We start from the raw sequence: 14,971 nt of genomic DNA, 5'->3' as shown, positions 1-14,971 counted from the left end.
CTTACTAACTAATCAATACTGCCTTTATTTATAGAAATGAACATGAGTATAAAAAAGGCAATAGTTGTCCTGTACGCATCTAAAAACTGTTTTTAGACTTAGCGTAAAATGTGTTATAACTCTAACTAAATAGGTAAAAGGGTAGCCATCCAACATTAAAGAGTTAATGTCAAATCAATCTACGTCGATAAGATTTAGTTAAACTAAAGTTTAATCATAGGCTAAATGTGAGTTTAGTTACTGATTGATTGTGATAAATAAATAATAATTGAAAAAATCTCGAATAGAACATTCGATAAGTCCATTAAGGATAGATAAGGTATTGCAAGCATTCAAAAAACGAATACTAAACAAATCCACCTTGTTTGTTTTAAAACCTCTATATACCTAACTGGGAGACGGTATGAATAAAGGCTTATTGTATGTTTAGCAATGAATTGGTAATTCTATTGCTTTGATTTCTTGGATAGTCCAGTACATACATACCAGACTATCGCATTTTGTAACCTTTACTTTTGGAAAACAGTAAGAAAGGATTTACTTTTAGAGTGCGAATCAAAAAAGAAAAAACCTAAGTAGTTTAAAAGTTAACTATTAAGTAAAGGTAATAGTACTGTATAATCGGGAATATCCCTTTTCTACTTACTATTAATACGAGAGTGGTAATTGTTTTAATGTAAAAACAAAAAATCGCTCACATATATTATATGAACGATGTCTAAGTATGATAATCAAACCTTGTAAAAAAAGCAAGGAGCGGTTGCATACTTTCAAGCCAAAGGGATCCTAAACCCTCTTGAGTTTAACTCAATGCTTTTGAAAGTATACGTGAGTACCGCTCACATGCAAAGACAAAAGTATGAAACTTTTTTGCATGGAGCGACTGCACGGTTACTCTCGCAAGCAATTTTAGGATTTTATGGCGCGAGATAACATCGTTTGTTAAGCACATAGCTTAATCAGTCTATTACTATAGACAAATATAAACAAATAACTAATAAACACAAAAAAATTTTACAAATGTACTATTTAGTGTTTTGAAAAATAATACAATATGCCTTATAAATTGACAATTGGCTTAAAGCTTAAGAAGAAAAGGGAAGAGTTAGATCTTACTGTTGAAAATATTGTTAGTATTACAGGTGTTTCAAAAGGAAGTGTATATAGAGTTGAAAGTGGTACTGCGGAAGATATTGATTTTTATGTAAAATACGCTATAGCTGTTAAATACCCATTAAAACAATTAATGGATGTGGATTTAAGTATGGTAGTAATGAATAATTTGGTTGTTCTAAAAAATAGAACTCTTTCTTTAACTAAAAATATTAGAGATTTGATAAAGAATGGTTTTTTTTCAGAATATCGATCTACAAATGGCATAAGAGAAAAATTGCTTGAGATGAAGTTAATAGACAATTCTGTAGAGAGTAGTGTTATATCTAACGTATTAATAAATTTGAAAAAAGATGGTTCTTTAACTGCAAGGAAAGAAGGGAATAAAAACTATTATAAAGTTTAATTCTTCGTATTTATCACTAACCGTCAAATCATACCATACAAGGACATCTTATAAATTAAGGAGTATCCCTTCTTAGATTTAGTTATTAACTAAACGGGGGATATCATGAAAACTATAAATTTAAAGCGACTTAGCGTAGAAGAATCGTTAGATTATTTTCAAAAAAAAGGATTAGATGTAACTAAAGAGGAAGCATCAGAAATTCTTGAATTTATATACACTTTAATTACTATAGTTTTTCGTGAATACTTTGACAAAGAGTAAGTTATTATTATATTTGTAACATCTCCCAATTTAATTTATCGTCTAATATTTAAAATGGTTAGCTTATGAAAACAGCTGATTTGTATATTCGTGTGTCTACTGATGAACAGGCAGACAAAGGATATTCTCAAAGAGATCAAGAAGAACGCTTACGTCGTTATTGTGATCAACAAGGAATTACAGTTAGAAATGTAATTTACGAGGATCATTCTGCTAAAAATTTCAATCGTCCTGCTTGGAATAATTTACTTCAATTAATAAAGAAAAATAAAGGAAAAACAGATTTAGTATTATTTACTAAATGGGATCGTTTTAGCCGTAACGCTGGGGATGCCTATCAAATGATAAATCTGTTAACCAAACTTGGGGCTAATCCTCAAGCTATAGAACAACCCTTAGATTTAACTATCCCTGAAAATAAGATGATGTTAGCTATTTACTTAGCTGCTCCAGAAGTTGAAAATGATAGAAGAGCTCTTAATACTTTTTATGGAATGCGTAGAGCTAAGAAAGAGGGAAGAGTTATGGGCTCAGCTCCATTTGGTTATGCGAATAAAAGTAAAGAAGATGGAAAGAAGTATGTTGCTATAATTCCAGAACAAGGAAAAGCAATGAAATGGGCTTTTACTGAATTAGCAAAAGGTGTTCTCTCTGCTAATCAAATTAGATTAGAGATGAATAGAATGAATGCAGGTAAACTAAGTAGCACAGCGTTTCATGTAGCAATACGCAATCCAATTTATTGTGGTAAAATTTTTATTCCAAAATATAAAGATGAAGAGGCGTATTTCGTTAAGGGATTACACGAAGCGTTAATAAGTGAAACTTTATTTGACCAAGTACAATTTGTTATAGATGGTAATGTACGCAAAGAGAGACCTAACACAAAGATATTATCAGATATTAATCTACCTCTTAGAGGGTTCTTAGTATGCCCTAGATGTAAACGAAATTTGACTGGTAGTGCATCGACTGGGCGTAATAATAAGTATTACTACTATCATTGTTTAGCAAGTTGTGGATTTCGAGAAAAAGCAAACTTAGCAAATGATATGTTTGGCAATGGAATAGGTCAGCTTCAAATTAATGAAGTTGTTCAAGAATGTATTAAGGAGTTTTTTATTGGAATTTATAACCAAACAATTAGTAATCCAAAAAGTAAAAAGAAAAGTATATTAGAGAGTATTGATAAAGTTAATCAAAACTTAGCGATTGCTCGGACTAAATTGATAGAAGGTGTTTTTAAGGATGATGATTATTTAGAAGAAAAGAAAATATCTGTAAAACAACTTGAAGTCTTAGAAAAGCAATTATTAAATGAAAAAACAAGTAAAGAAGTAGATATAAAAAGTATGCTTGATAGGGCATTAGATAAAGTTGTAAACCTTGGTGAACTCTACGCTGAGGGGAGTATTCAAACCAAAAGAGAAATTATTGGTTCGATATTTCCAGATAAATTAGAGTTTGATGGAAAAATTTATCGAACCACTCGAGTTAATACTATTGTAGGAAAAATCTTTCTGAATAACAATGAGTTAGGTGTAAATAAAAACAGGATATATGAGAATTTTCTCGATATATCCTGTGTAGTAGCGAAGACGGGAGTTGAACCCGTGACCTCAGGGTTATGAATCCTGCGCTCTAACCGACTGAGCTACCTCGCCAAATATCGGTTTACCTTATTTTGGTAATGCGAGTGCAAAGTTACTATTATTTTTAGATTAAGCAAATAGGAGGGTTCTTAAAAAATATTTTTTTATTACTAAAATATGTTTATATTCGGGAATTATAACTTTTTTAAGTACAGCTATGAAAGAAAAATATGAATTAGAATTCTCGATAAATTCATCCCCTCAACTGTTATATCAGTACGTTTCGGATCCTTCAGGACTAAGCGAATGGTTTGCTGATAACGTAAATTCAAGAGGAGAAGTTTATTCTTTTATATGGGGGGATTCAGAAGAAAAGGCACGAGTAGTTACGCGAAAAACAGACGAAAGAGTTCGATATAGATGGTTAGATGAAGACGGAGAGGATACAGACTATTACTTTGAGATAAAAATAATTCGCGATGAATTGACCAAAGACGTGACCATTATTGTGACTGATTTTGCAGAAGTGGGTGAAGTAGATGAATCAAAACAACTGTGGGAAAATCAAATTATGGATTTAAAACAAGTGTTGGGTTCTGCCTAAACTCAGTAAAATATAACTTATATTTGCCGTTAATAGTAATCACAAAATAAAAATATGATTAATGTTAACGGCAAACTTGTTTCTACTACAGACCTTGCAATAGAAAATAACCGCGGATTTTTATATGGAGATGCTGTTTTTGAAACAGTGAGAGTATTAGACAGAAAAGTACTATTTGCAGAGGATCACTACTTTCGTTTAATGTCTTCGATGCGAATTATGCGTATGGAAATTCCCATGCATTTTACTTTAGAATTCTTTCAAGAAGAAATAGTACGAACCGTAGATGCTTGCTCTGGTGGAGCCGCATTTCGCGTGCGTTTAACCGTTTTTCGCGAGGCAGAAGGTAAGTACTTACCCCAAGAAAATAAAACCATAGGATTTGTTGCAACAGCTGAAATTCTTGAAAATACCGTGTATTCCTTCCAAGATGGAGGATATGAAGTTGAATTGTACAAAGATTTTTATGTGGCAGCTAATTTGTTGTCAACCGTAAAAACAACCAATAGAGCAGTCAATGTATTAGCCAGTATTTTTGCAGCAGAAAATGATTTCCAAAATTGCTTGTTGGTCAATGATAAAAAGAATATTATTGAAGCGGTGAATGGAAATTTATTTGTGGTAAGCCAGAACACAATTAAAACCCCTCCCTTAGACGAAGGTTGCATAAAAGGAGTAATGCGCAAGCAAATGATAGAACTGATCGGAAAACACCCTGATTACACGTTAGAAGAGAGTCCTGTCTCACCTTTTGAATTGCAAAAAGCAGATGAAATCTTTATTACGAATGTTATTGTGGGGGTTCAACCCGTAACCAAATACAGAAAAAAAACATTTACAAGCCAAGTTGCTAAAGATTTGAATGATCGCCTTAATGCGAAAATTAGATTGATGTAGTTTTTTGGTGAAGGGTGAGGAGAAATGAGTGAAGAGTGAGTGTCCCTGAATAGGGGTGATCGTTTTTACATACTAATTTCATTAAATGATATACCTAATTGGTTTGTATAAACTATTTTATGCAAACCAATTAGATTCACATTCAACAGTAGTTAGTACATGGTTTATAATTCTCCGTTCCCCAATCATCTTCGCTATCTGTTCACTAAGTCCCAATTCTCCGTTTACAGCTCATCTTCGCTACCTGTTCCCTGTTTCCCAATCATCCTCGCTACCCATTCCCCAAAAAAAACTAGTTCAAATTCGGATTTTCAGGAGCATTTAACCAAACACTAAACTCCGTTCCCAAGGTTTGTATCGCTTGTTTCCAATAGGTTTTCGTAGGCTGTTCAAAAGGGTTGAGGTGAATTGCATCTGTTTTAATCCAGTGTTGACTAGATAACTCCATGTCCAACTGCCCATTGTCCCAACCTGCGTATCCCATAAAGAAGCGCAAATCAAGGTGGGTGAGTAGACCCTTTTCAATATGATTAAAAATGGTAGTAAAATCACCACCCCAATATAACTGATCCGTTATTGCGATACTATCAGGAATCAGATCCGGACATTTGTGAATACAAAATAGGCGATCAGATTCAACGGGACCACCGTGATACACGGTAAATGCACCATTGCTTTCAGGTACCAGTTCGCTGAGTAAATAAGCGGTAGGTTTATTTAAAATAAAGCCCATACAGCCATCGATATTGTGATCGGTCAATAAGATAACAGATTGATTAAATTCTACATCATTTGGATTGTATGCAGAGGGAAGTGCGATCAGATAATCCCCTTTGTTGATCTCGTGGTTTGTCATAGAAATTAAGCATAAAAAAAAGTCTCATTATACAATATAATAAGACTTTTTAAATTTTTTACTATTTTGATATGTTTATCTTACATAAACAAATGCAGTAATTACTTGTTTACAGATCCTTCTAATTCAGATCCAGCTTTAAATTTAACTACTTTTTTAGCAGCAATTTTAATTGTTTTTCCAGTTTGAGGGTTTCTTCCTTCTCTGGCAGCTCTTTCAGAAACTGACCATGAACCGAAACCTACTAATGAAATTTTGTCTCCTTTAGCTAATGTAGACTCAACGTTAGATAAGAAAGATTCTAAAGCTTTTTTAGCGGCAACTTTACTGATCTCTGCATCTTTTGCGATAGCATCAATTAATTCTGTTTTGTTCATAATAATTTTTTTTAAAGGTTAACTTTATTAACGTTCTTATTACAAATTTAGGGTTATAAAGTTATAAAACAAGCTTTTTGTAAAAAAAAAACAAAGTCTCATAATTTTTTTTGTGTTAACGTTCTGTATGAAGTTTTTCTTTAATATGAAATGTATTAAAAAACGATAGTGTTTTCGCTAAATCGTTGTCCATTTAATACTTCTGTTGCCAACATCATTTTCTTCCCTGGAAACTGCACTTTTACTAGGTTTAAGAAGCCATTTTTAACAGCAATTTTAATAGTTTTTTTAGATGTAATCACTTGTCCTGTAGGTAGTTGGTGGTCTTCTTTTTCAAAGTGTACTTCGTGTATTTTGACCATCCATTCTTGTTGTAATTCACGGTCTTCAAGCATGCACCAAGCAGTAGGATAAGGGCTTAATCCACGGACTAATTGTTCGATTTCAACGCCTGTTTTAACAAAATCAATTTTACAATTTTCGCGGTTTAGTTTATACGCTGTTTTGGTGTCTTCTGCGGGTTGATGGGTTACTTTTACCTCTTCTTTTTGAATGAGTTGGAGTGTTTCAACCACGGTTTCTGCCCCTAAAAGCATCAAGCGGTCATGAAGCTCACCTGCATTTTCTTGGGCGCCAATTTCGGTTTCTTTCTGTAAAATAATTGCCCCAGTATCAATCTTTTCATCGATAAAAAAAGTGGTTACTCCAGTTTTCGTTTCACCATTGATAATCGCCCAGTTGATAGGCGCAGCTCCTCTGTAATCGGGCAATAAAGAGGCGTGTAAATTGAACGTACCTAAAACAGGCATTTGCCAAACCGCGGCAGGTAACATTCGAAAGGCTACCACTACTTGTAAATTGGCTTGGTAAGAAGCTAGTTCTTCTAAAAAGGCCTCTTCTTTCAAATTGGTAGGTTGTAAAATGGGTAGATTTTTTTCTAAAGCATATTCTTTTACTGCGGAATACTTTAATTTCTGTCCTCTACCAGCTGGTCGGTCGGGAGCTGTGATAACAGCAACGATATTGAATTTATTTTGATACATAGCATCAAGAATCCCAACAGCAAAATCCGGAGTCCCCATGAAAATGATACGCAAGTCTTTCATTATAATAAGATATATTGATTTTTAGTATTTAATTTAATCCTTTGTTGTTCTAGTAACACTTGCAAAACTAAAATAATTTCTGCCGGTGTAAGGGCAAGGTCAGCTTCTAAATCAGCGGTTGATGCCGCTTGCTTTCGTTGTATATACAGCAAAATCAGCGCTTTGTTTTGCGACAAGTTTGTTTCTAGCTTCGTTTGATTCGCTTTTAGACAGGTAGAGCAACTACCGCAATTTTGTTCTAAAGTTTCATCAAAGTAGTGTAAGATGATTTTATTTTTGCAAATATCGTCATTTTGAGCGTAAAAATACATCGCTCGATATTGCTCGAGTTTTAAATTGTTTTGTTGTTCTAGAAAGGGAAAGGTGCGATAAATGGTTTTATCTTCCTCCCAAGCTTCGTGAAACGTAAGTTCTAAATCGTGTTCTTCAGGCGTGAAAAGGCATAAATTTTCTTGATGCCAAGTTTGTAAACACGCTTGAATGAATAAAATAGGTTCATTGGTTTGTTCACTGATAAAAGCCAAGTTAATCGGTGTGTTATATTCGTGAATACCTGGATAATGGCGAATGATTTGCAATAAAACATGTTCTTGTCGTTCATTGTCATAGACAAAGTCTAATAATTCACTACTACTGACAATAAACTGTACCTGTGTTTTATTCGTTGAATTAGGAGTTAGTTTACAAATGCCTTGACGATCTAGAAATTGTAACGCATTGTAAGTTAGCGTGTACGAAAATTTATAGTGCAAACAAAATTGATTAAAACTAAAAGAATAGGTGGTGTTGTACCCTTCTCCCAATCCTATACTCAGGTAATTGTTGAGTTTTCGGTATACGAGTTTTAAAAATGTTTTGTCAAAGAGATTTTCTTCTGTCCACTCTTCTACAGCTTTCGGCTCAGAAGGTGATAGAAGTAAAGAAGCAAAAGCTTTTGCCTCATCACGTCCTGCACGTCCTGCTTCTTGATAGTAACTTTCTATGTTTTCAGGAAGCTGTAGATGAATAACATTGCGTACATTCTTTTTGTCAATGCCCATACCAAAGGCGTTTGTGGCCACCATAATAGGCGTTTTTTCCGCCACCCAATCCTCTAATTTTTTCTTTTTCTCAAACGTATTGAGCCCGCCATGAAAAAAGCTAGCTTTAAAGCCTTTCTCATTTAATTGTTGAGCCAAACGTTGAGTTTCTCTGCGATTGCGCACATAAATAATCGAGGGGAAAGGATTTTTTTGAAGGATTCGTTCAATAATTGCTTCTTTATTTTCTACTTTGTACACCCCATAGATGAGGTTATGACGAAAAAAACTCTTGGTAAAGAGGGCAACGTCTTTTAAGGCTAAATTGGTGCAAATATCCTCGATAACTCGTTGATTGGCAGATCCTGTCAAAGCAATGAAAGGAACCTTTGGAAAAAGTTTGCGCAGTTGGTTAATTTTTAGATAAGCAGGGCGAAAATCATTGCCCCATTGAGAAATACAATGCGCTTCATCTATGGCGATTAAGCTTACTTTTAAGTTCTCAATGCGCTCTAATAACCAAGTTTGTTCCAAGCGTTCTGGAGATAGATACAATAATTTATATTCTCCATAGAGGCAATTATCTAAAATAGCATCAATATCGGTTAAAGAGGTTCCTCCAACAATCGCAGCAGCCTTGATACCCAGCAGATTTAAGTTGGCAACTTGATCTTGCATTAAGGCAACCAAAGGCGAGATAACAAGGCAAGTGCCAGGTAGGAGTAAGGCTGGAATTTGAAAGCAAACACTTTTTCCGCCACCCGTTGGCAAAAGAGCAAACGTGTCTCTTTGTTGTAAAACAGCTTCGATTATTTCTTCTTGTGGTTCACGAAAAGAAGTGTGTTTCCAGTATTGTTGAAGTAAATCGATGGGTTTTTTAGTCATTGAAACGTTGGTTTTGCTTTGGACTAAGGTAGTCAAAAATGGAAAAAGGATTGTCATGACAATCCTTTTTTATATTATATTCTCTCTAAGATAAAATCTACGCGTTTAGCAATGGTTTCTCTAGGTACTTCTATTAAATCATAGCCATAATTTTTATAAGTATCTACCAGGTAACGGTGAATGATATTTGCCTGTTCAAAGGATTCATAGCGTTGTTCATCGCTGATATAGATATTTTCCCAAGGAGGGAGTAAGAAAATTTGGTGGTACAAATGATTTTTACAAGCCAAATCAAAACTTGCGGGATAGGTATCTCCTTTGTAGTGCATATACGCTAATACATCTGGAATTCCTCTATCTATAAAAACAAGAGCTGTATTCTCTGAAGCGGCGCTTTTATGTTGATCAATTCTACCTTCTAGTAAAAGTTGACTAAATAGCAAAGGATCAGTTAAAAAAAGTTGGTCCACTCCTTTTTCTTGTGCTTTCTTTGTAACTTCTCTTGATATTTCTGGGTAACAAGTATAACCTTTTGCAAGTAATTCATTGATTACTGTAGTTTTACCAGACCCTGGACCACCGATTATTAAAACAAGTTTTGTATTCATTTCTACTTAAAAATAAGAAAGGGGCAAAAGTATAATAAAAAGTCGGGGATAGCATACCTTTTCTGAGATTCTTTGTATTAAGATAAGGTTAAAACGCACATTTATAGAAAAAGGAAGCAATTTTACGTTCCATTTACCCCTTGTTATTCTCTGTTAATAGATAGCAATTTAAGGGGGAAAAATGATTATATTTGCAACAAAATATTTTATGGATACGAAGACGAAAGAATTTTACGAAAGCTTGAAAGAAAAACTTGAGTTGGAAAGAGCTTGGCCGAACGAATATTTATTCAAATTTATTGTTCCGGCTGATGAAAGTAAAATTGCTAGAATTGAACGCTCTTTTGATGACATGAATGCAGTAATTAACTTTAGAGATTCAAGTAAAGGCACTTTTACCAGTGTATCAATAAAAGTGCACATGATAAGTGCACAAGCTATTGTTGATAAGTATATTGAACTATCAACTATTGAAGGGTTATTGTCCTTCTAAAAATTGCTTTATCCTAGAAAGTTTAGTATTTTTATAGCTTAGGCCAAATAGGCAAACCTCATAAACACAGATTAGATGAAATTTAACTCCGCAGAAGCCGTAGCACATTTAGGCTATAATACAGCTAATAACAAATTAGTAATTCCTGATTATGGTCGTCATCTTCAGATAATGATTGAACAAATAACAGCAATTGAAGATACAGTGGAACGCAATAAAGCGGCAAATTCTGCTATTCGTGTCATGGGGGATATGAATCCTCATTTGAGAGATGTGCCTGATTTTCAACATAAATTATGGGATCAGCTGTTTATGATTTCTGATTTTAAATTAGTTGTTGATTGTCCTTTTCCTATTGCGACAAGAGAAACGGTGTATGCGAAACCAGAAGTTTTACCTTATCCTAAAAAGCAATTGAGTTACCGTTATTACGGTAATAATATTAAAACCATGATTGAAAAAGCCTTGCAATTTGAAGATGGTGAAATGAAAGATGCTTTGATTATTGTGATTGCGAATCACATGAAAAAAAGTTACCTAAGTTGGAATAAAGACAATGTAAAAGATGAGGTTATTTTTGAACATTTGAGCGAGCTTTCTGGAGGGAAAATAAATCTATCTAAACAAGAAGAAGAATTGTCAACGACTGCTAATTTGATTCAAGTGAATCGAAAACAGTCGAACAAAAGTAATTACTCAAATACAACGACTAACGCAAATAGCAACCAAAAGAGCAATACCAATACGAATAAAAAGTATACCAAGCACAATTATCAAGCAAAAGGTAAAAAGTAATGAGTACATTTAGAATTGAAGGAGGTCATCAACTAAAAGGTGAAGTATATGCACAAGGCGCTAAGAATGAGGCTTTACAAGTACTTTGTGCGGTGTTGTTAACCAATGAAAAAGTAGTGATTTCCAATATCCCAGATATTATTGATGTCAATAAACTGATTGAATTATTGGAGTCTCTAGGGGTGAAAACGGAGAAATTGGCACCTAATAAGATGTCTTTTCAAGCGGATAATTTAAATATGGATTATCTAACTTCTGACGATTTTAAAAAAGACGGAAAAGCACTGAGAGGGTCAATTATGATGGTTGGTCCCCTTTTGGGAAGATTTGGTAAAGGATATATTCCGAAACCAGGGGGAGATAAAATTGGAAGACGTAGATTAGATACGCATTTTGAAGGTTTTATCAAGTTAGGTGCAACATTTAGATATAATAAAGAAGAGCATTTTTATGGCGTTGAAGCAAGCCATTTGATTGGTGCGGATATGCTATTAGAAGAAGCTTCGGTTACTGGTACAGCCAATATTATCATGGCTGCGGTGCTCGCAAAAGGAACAACAACTATTTACAATGCGGCTTGTGAGCCCTATTTACAACAGCTTTGCAAGATGTTAAATAGCATGGGAGCAAAGATTACAGGTGTAGGTTCTAATTTCTTAACCATTGAAGGGGTAGAGCAATTAAAAGGATGTGAACATAGCATTTTACCTGATATGATTGAAATCGGTTCTTGGATTGGATTAGCCGCTATGACTAAGAGCGAATTGACAATCAAAAATGTTGGTTGGGAGCATTTAGGTGTTATTCCAAATACATTTAAAAGATTGGGTATTCAATTGGAAAAAAGAGGCGATGACATCTATATTCCTGCTCATACCCAAGGATACGAAATACAAAGTTTTATAGACGGTTCTATTTTGACGATTGCTGATGCACCTTGGCCAGGATTAACACCCGATTTGTTGAGTGTGATTCTTGTGGTAGCCACGCAAGCAAGAGGAGAGGTTTTGATTCATCAGAAAATGTTTGAAAGCCGTTTGTTCTTCGTGGATAAATTAATTGATATGGGAGCTAAAATTATTTTGTGTGATCCACATAGAGCCGTTGTAATTGGGCACGATTTTAAATCACAACTCAAAGCAACGCGTATGTCTTCACCGGATATTAGAGCAGGAATCTCACTTTTAATTGCTGCTTTATCAGCACAAGGAACAAGTGTTATTCAAAATATTGATCAAATTGATCGCGGATATGAAAGAATTGATGAACGTTTACGTGCGCTTGGTGCGAAAATTGAACGCGTAGACGAATAGTTCTGATACGAAAATACAGAAGCAGGAAAGGATAAAACCTAACCGCATACGGATATAAAAAAAGGCAGTTAACGATGAAGTTAACTGCCTTTTTTACTTATTTATTTTTTAGGTATTTTTCTAAAAATTGATCTTGTTCCCACAGCAAGTGCAAGATGTTTTCTTTGGCAACATAACCGTGACTTTCTTTGGGTAGGATAACCATTCTAACAGGTGCACCTAATCCTTTTAAAGCTTGGAAATAACGCTCTGTTTGCAGGGTGAATGTACCCGGATTATTATCCGCCTCACCGTGTACTAACAACATAGGTGTTTTCATTTTATCTGCATTCATAAAAGGAGACATGGTGTTGTATACTTGAGGTACTTCCCAATAGTTTCTCTGTTCGGTTTGGAAGCCAAAAGGAGTTAACGTTCGGTTGTACGCACCACTTCTTGCAATACCAACTGCAAATAAATCAGAGTGAGACAATAAGTTTGCCGTCATAAACGCACCATACGAATGTCCACCAACACCTACTTTTGTACGATCAATATAGCCTAAAGCATCTACAGCATCAATCGCTGCTTTTCCATTGGCTACCAATTGCTCAATATACGTATCGTTTGGTTCTTCTGTTCCTTCACCTACAATAGGGAAAGCAGCATCATCCAATACAGCGTATCCTTTCGTTACCCAGTATACAAATGACCCATAGTAAGGGAATGTAAACTCACTAGAATTTGAAGTTACCTGACCCGCACTGTTTTTATCTTTATATTCTGTTGGATAAGCCCAAATTAATAAAGGCAATTTCTGCGTTTTATTTTTTCGGTCATAGTTAGCTGGTAAATACAAAGTACCTGACAGCTCTAAGCCATCTTCTCTTTTATAGGTAATCACTTCTTTATACACGCCATTTAAACTCTCAAAAGGGTTTTTAAAAGTGGTAATCGGTGTGATATCATTTTTCTTTTTGATATTTCTGAAGTAATAGTTTGGATATTCTGTTGGCGATTGAATCGAAACTAATACTAGCCCTTTTTTAATATCCTCAATCGATTGAATGCTTTCTTTTTTAGTTGTATAAGCGGATTGGTACAGTCTTTTTGTTTGTAAAGAAGTTAAATCAAATGCATCAATAAAAGGAAATTGACCTTTTGGGGTATACCCTTCGCCGATTAAAAATAGTTGGTTGTTGTCAATCGCTAGTGTATAACGGCCATATTCATTTCTCTTTGTTTCAAATGTTCCAGGATCACTGTATACATCTTGTGAGTTTCTATCTTCAATTTTGATTGGATTTTCATTGTATATAGAAGGATTAATCAAGAATTGTCTAATATTACGTGTATCGTACCATTGGTCAGTTACAAGAGCTACTTGCTCATTTCCCCACGTAATTCCCGCATAGCGTTGCGTCAATTTTACAAGAGATTTAGGGGCAGCTGTAAAAGGAGCTTCCCAAGTAAAAACTTCATCTCTGTAGTTGATTTCTTTAGCAGGATCTCCACCGTCTAAAGCTTCTACATACGATAGGGTTGCAGGTCGGTCTGTTCTCCATTGCATGCTTCTTTTCCCTTCTCTAACCGCCATAAATCCCTTAGGCATAATTTCGCTTAAAGCTACATCGTTCACTTCTTTAACCAAGGTTCCGTCCATGGTGTAAATAACCGTTTTCATAGGAAAGCGATTTAAGGGAACAAGGTATGAAAAAGGTCTCTCAAGCGTAGTAAGCATAAGGTAGTTTCCGTCTGGTGAGAGGGATTCACTTGCATACATATCCGCTTTTTTGAATAGCTTTTTTTTGCCTTTCAAATCGATGAGATATAATTCTGATGTTACTAAAGTTTCGAAGTTTGCTTCATCGGTTTTGTTTTTCAAAAGATCTTGATATGTTCTGTTTTGAGAAACAACGCCTTCTTCACTAACGGAAACAATAGGGCCCGTAGGTAAATTCTTTTTCGTGTCAATTAAAGCAGCTCTGTTTGCTGGAATAACAGTAATCAACATTTGTTGGTTATCTTTTAGCCAAGTAATAGGATTCCCTAAATTAGCATTTAAATTGGCTTCTGTTAGCTTTTGGGCTTCTGCAGTTTTAAAATCAACCACCCATAATTCAACACCTGTAGAAATAGTATGGGTAAATGCTATTTTCGTTTGATCTGGTGAAAGTGTGATATTGGAGATTCTTGGATTCGTTGGTAATCCTTTGACTTGAATTTCCTGCTTGTCCTTTACTTTTCTAACTTTTAAGTTGTTAATGTAGGTAAGCGTACTTGAAATGTTCGTATTTACATCGATGCGTAGACCGCCTAAGCGCATTTCTTCTACATTCAAATCATCCAGTGTTTTGTAAGTACTTCTGTAGCTCAAAAGCATGTATTCCATTTTACTATCCATAAAGATAGAAGGTGCGCGTTCAAATTCAGCTAGTTGCAAAATTTCTTGCGAAGGCTTTTGATACGTTACATTTTCTTGTGCGAACATAGAGGTTATTAAAAAAAGAGAGAATAAAGAAGTTTTTAAAAGCTTCATTTTTTGTTTGTTTTAGTTTATCAGAGCAAGATACGTGGAATATTTATAAAATAAATCGTTTTTGTAGTAGATGTTTTTTAAAATACACAAAAAACCTACCTTTGCTTCAACAAATTAAATCAGAT

The 14,971-nt window shown here is 34.6% G+C and carries 14 protein-coding genes and 1 tRNA gene; 8 read left to right on the top strand and 7 right to left on the bottom strand.

What is annotated here, in order from left to right; genetic code table 11:
- Positions 1–1,054 precede the first annotated feature (1,054 nt).
- The 3 genes from ACMHJ2_RS08505 (at position 1,055) to ACMHJ2_RS08495 (ending at position 3,414) form a co-directional block, all read left to right on the top strand.
- Positions 1,055–1,519, top strand: a complete 465-nt coding sequence (locus ACMHJ2_RS08505) for a hypothetical protein (RefSeq protein ID WP_413512466.1) — start codon at positions 1,055–1,057, stop codon at positions 1,517–1,519.
- A gap of 105 nt (positions 1,520–1,624) precedes the next feature.
- Positions 1,625–1,783: a hypothetical protein gene (locus ACMHJ2_RS08500; protein WP_413512465.1), complete on the top strand. Its 159-nt coding sequence runs from the start codon at positions 1,625–1,627 to the stop codon at positions 1,781–1,783.
- Positions 1,784–1,848: 65 nt separating this feature from the next.
- A complete protein-coding gene (locus tag ACMHJ2_RS08495; protein WP_413512530.1) occupies positions 1,849–3,414 on the top strand; it encodes a recombinase family protein in 1,566 nt (521 codons plus the stop codon).
- Here ACMHJ2_RS08495 and ACMHJ2_RS08490 read toward each other — a convergent pair.
- Positions 3,374–3,447, bottom strand: a tRNA-Met gene (locus ACMHJ2_RS08490). The genes ACMHJ2_RS08495 and ACMHJ2_RS08490 overlap by 41 nt on opposite strands.
- Positions 3,448–3,592: 145 nt before the next feature.
- Here ACMHJ2_RS08490 and ACMHJ2_RS08485 point away from each other — a divergent pair.
- The gene (locus ACMHJ2_RS08485; RefSeq protein WP_413512464.1) at positions 3,593–3,979 is read left to right on the top strand and encodes an START-like domain-containing protein; all 387 of its coding nucleotides are present in this window, start codon (positions 3,593–3,595) and stop codon (positions 3,977–3,979) included.
- A gap of 54 nt (positions 3,980–4,033) precedes the next feature.
- Positions 4,034–4,876 (top strand): aminotransferase class IV, encoded by an 843-nt coding sequence (locus tag ACMHJ2_RS08480; protein WP_413512463.1) that lies wholly within the window; start codon positions 4,034–4,036, stop codon positions 4,874–4,876.
- Between the two features lie 292 nt (positions 4,877–5,168).
- On the opposite strand, the gene ACMHJ2_RS08475 is transcribed toward ACMHJ2_RS08480, so the two are convergent.
- The 5 genes from ACMHJ2_RS08475 to ACMHJ2_RS08455 form a co-directional block, all read right to left on the bottom strand.
- Complete coding sequence (locus tag ACMHJ2_RS08475; RefSeq protein ID WP_413512462.1) at positions 5,169–5,732, bottom strand: YqgE/AlgH family protein; 564 nt, start codon at positions 5,730–5,732, stop codon at positions 5,169–5,171.
- Positions 5,733–5,833: 101 nt separating this feature from the next.
- On the bottom strand, positions 5,834–6,109 hold the full coding sequence (locus ACMHJ2_RS08470; RefSeq protein WP_002986040.1) for an HU family DNA-binding protein: 276 nt from the start codon (positions 6,107–6,109) through the stop codon (positions 5,834–5,836).
- A gap of 155 nt (positions 6,110–6,264) precedes the next feature.
- Positions 6,265–7,215, bottom strand: coding sequence for a methionyl-tRNA formyltransferase (gene fmt, locus ACMHJ2_RS08465; protein WP_413512461.1), 951 nt, complete (start codon positions 7,213–7,215; stop codon positions 6,265–6,267).
- Entirely contained in the window at positions 7,215–9,119 is a 1,905-nt protein-coding gene (locus ACMHJ2_RS08460) for an ATP-dependent DNA helicase RecQ (RefSeq protein WP_413512460.1), read from the bottom strand. Before ACMHJ2_RS08460 ends, fmt begins: the two co-directional genes overlap by 1 nt.
- A 74-nt stretch (positions 9,120–9,193) precedes the next feature.
- On the bottom strand, positions 9,194–9,727 hold the full coding sequence (locus ACMHJ2_RS08455) for an AAA family ATPase (RefSeq protein WP_413512459.1): 534 nt from the start codon (positions 9,725–9,727) through the stop codon (positions 9,194–9,196).
- Positions 9,728–9,935: 208 nt separating this feature from the next.
- Between ACMHJ2_RS08455 and ACMHJ2_RS08450 the strand changes: the two genes are divergently transcribed.
- The 3 genes from ACMHJ2_RS08450 (at position 9,936) to murA (ending at position 12,328) form a co-directional block, all read left to right on the top strand.
- A complete protein-coding gene (locus ACMHJ2_RS08450) occupies positions 9,936–10,220 on the top strand; it encodes a DUF493 family protein (RefSeq protein WP_413512458.1) in 285 nt (94 codons plus the stop codon).
- Positions 10,221–10,295: 75 nt separating this feature from the next.
- Positions 10,296–11,015 carry a DUF4290 domain-containing protein gene (locus tag ACMHJ2_RS08445; protein ID WP_413512457.1) on the top strand — a complete coding sequence of 240 codons (720 nt, stop codon included), beginning with the start codon at positions 10,296–10,298 and terminating at the stop codon, positions 11,013–11,015.
- On the top strand, positions 11,015–12,328 hold the full coding sequence (murA, locus tag ACMHJ2_RS08440) for a UDP-N-acetylglucosamine 1-carboxyvinyltransferase (RefSeq protein ID WP_413512456.1): 1,314 nt from the start codon (positions 11,015–11,017) through the stop codon (positions 12,326–12,328). Before ACMHJ2_RS08445 ends, murA begins: the two co-directional genes overlap by 1 nt.
- Positions 12,329–12,425: 97 nt before the next feature.
- Here murA and ACMHJ2_RS08435 read toward each other — a convergent pair whose 3' ends face one another.
- Entirely contained in the window at positions 12,426–14,846 is a 2,421-nt protein-coding gene (locus ACMHJ2_RS08435) for an alpha/beta hydrolase family protein (protein ID WP_413512455.1), read from the bottom strand.
- Positions 14,847–14,971: the final 125 nt, after the last annotated feature.

Source organism: Myroides odoratus, assembly GCF_965118575.1.
Taxonomy (GTDB): Bacteria; Bacteroidota; Bacteroidia; order Flavobacteriales; family Flavobacteriaceae; genus Flavobacterium; species Flavobacterium odoratum_B.
The sequence above is the reverse complement of the archived record's forward strand: the minus strand, read 5'-3'. Positions and strand labels throughout refer to the sequence as shown.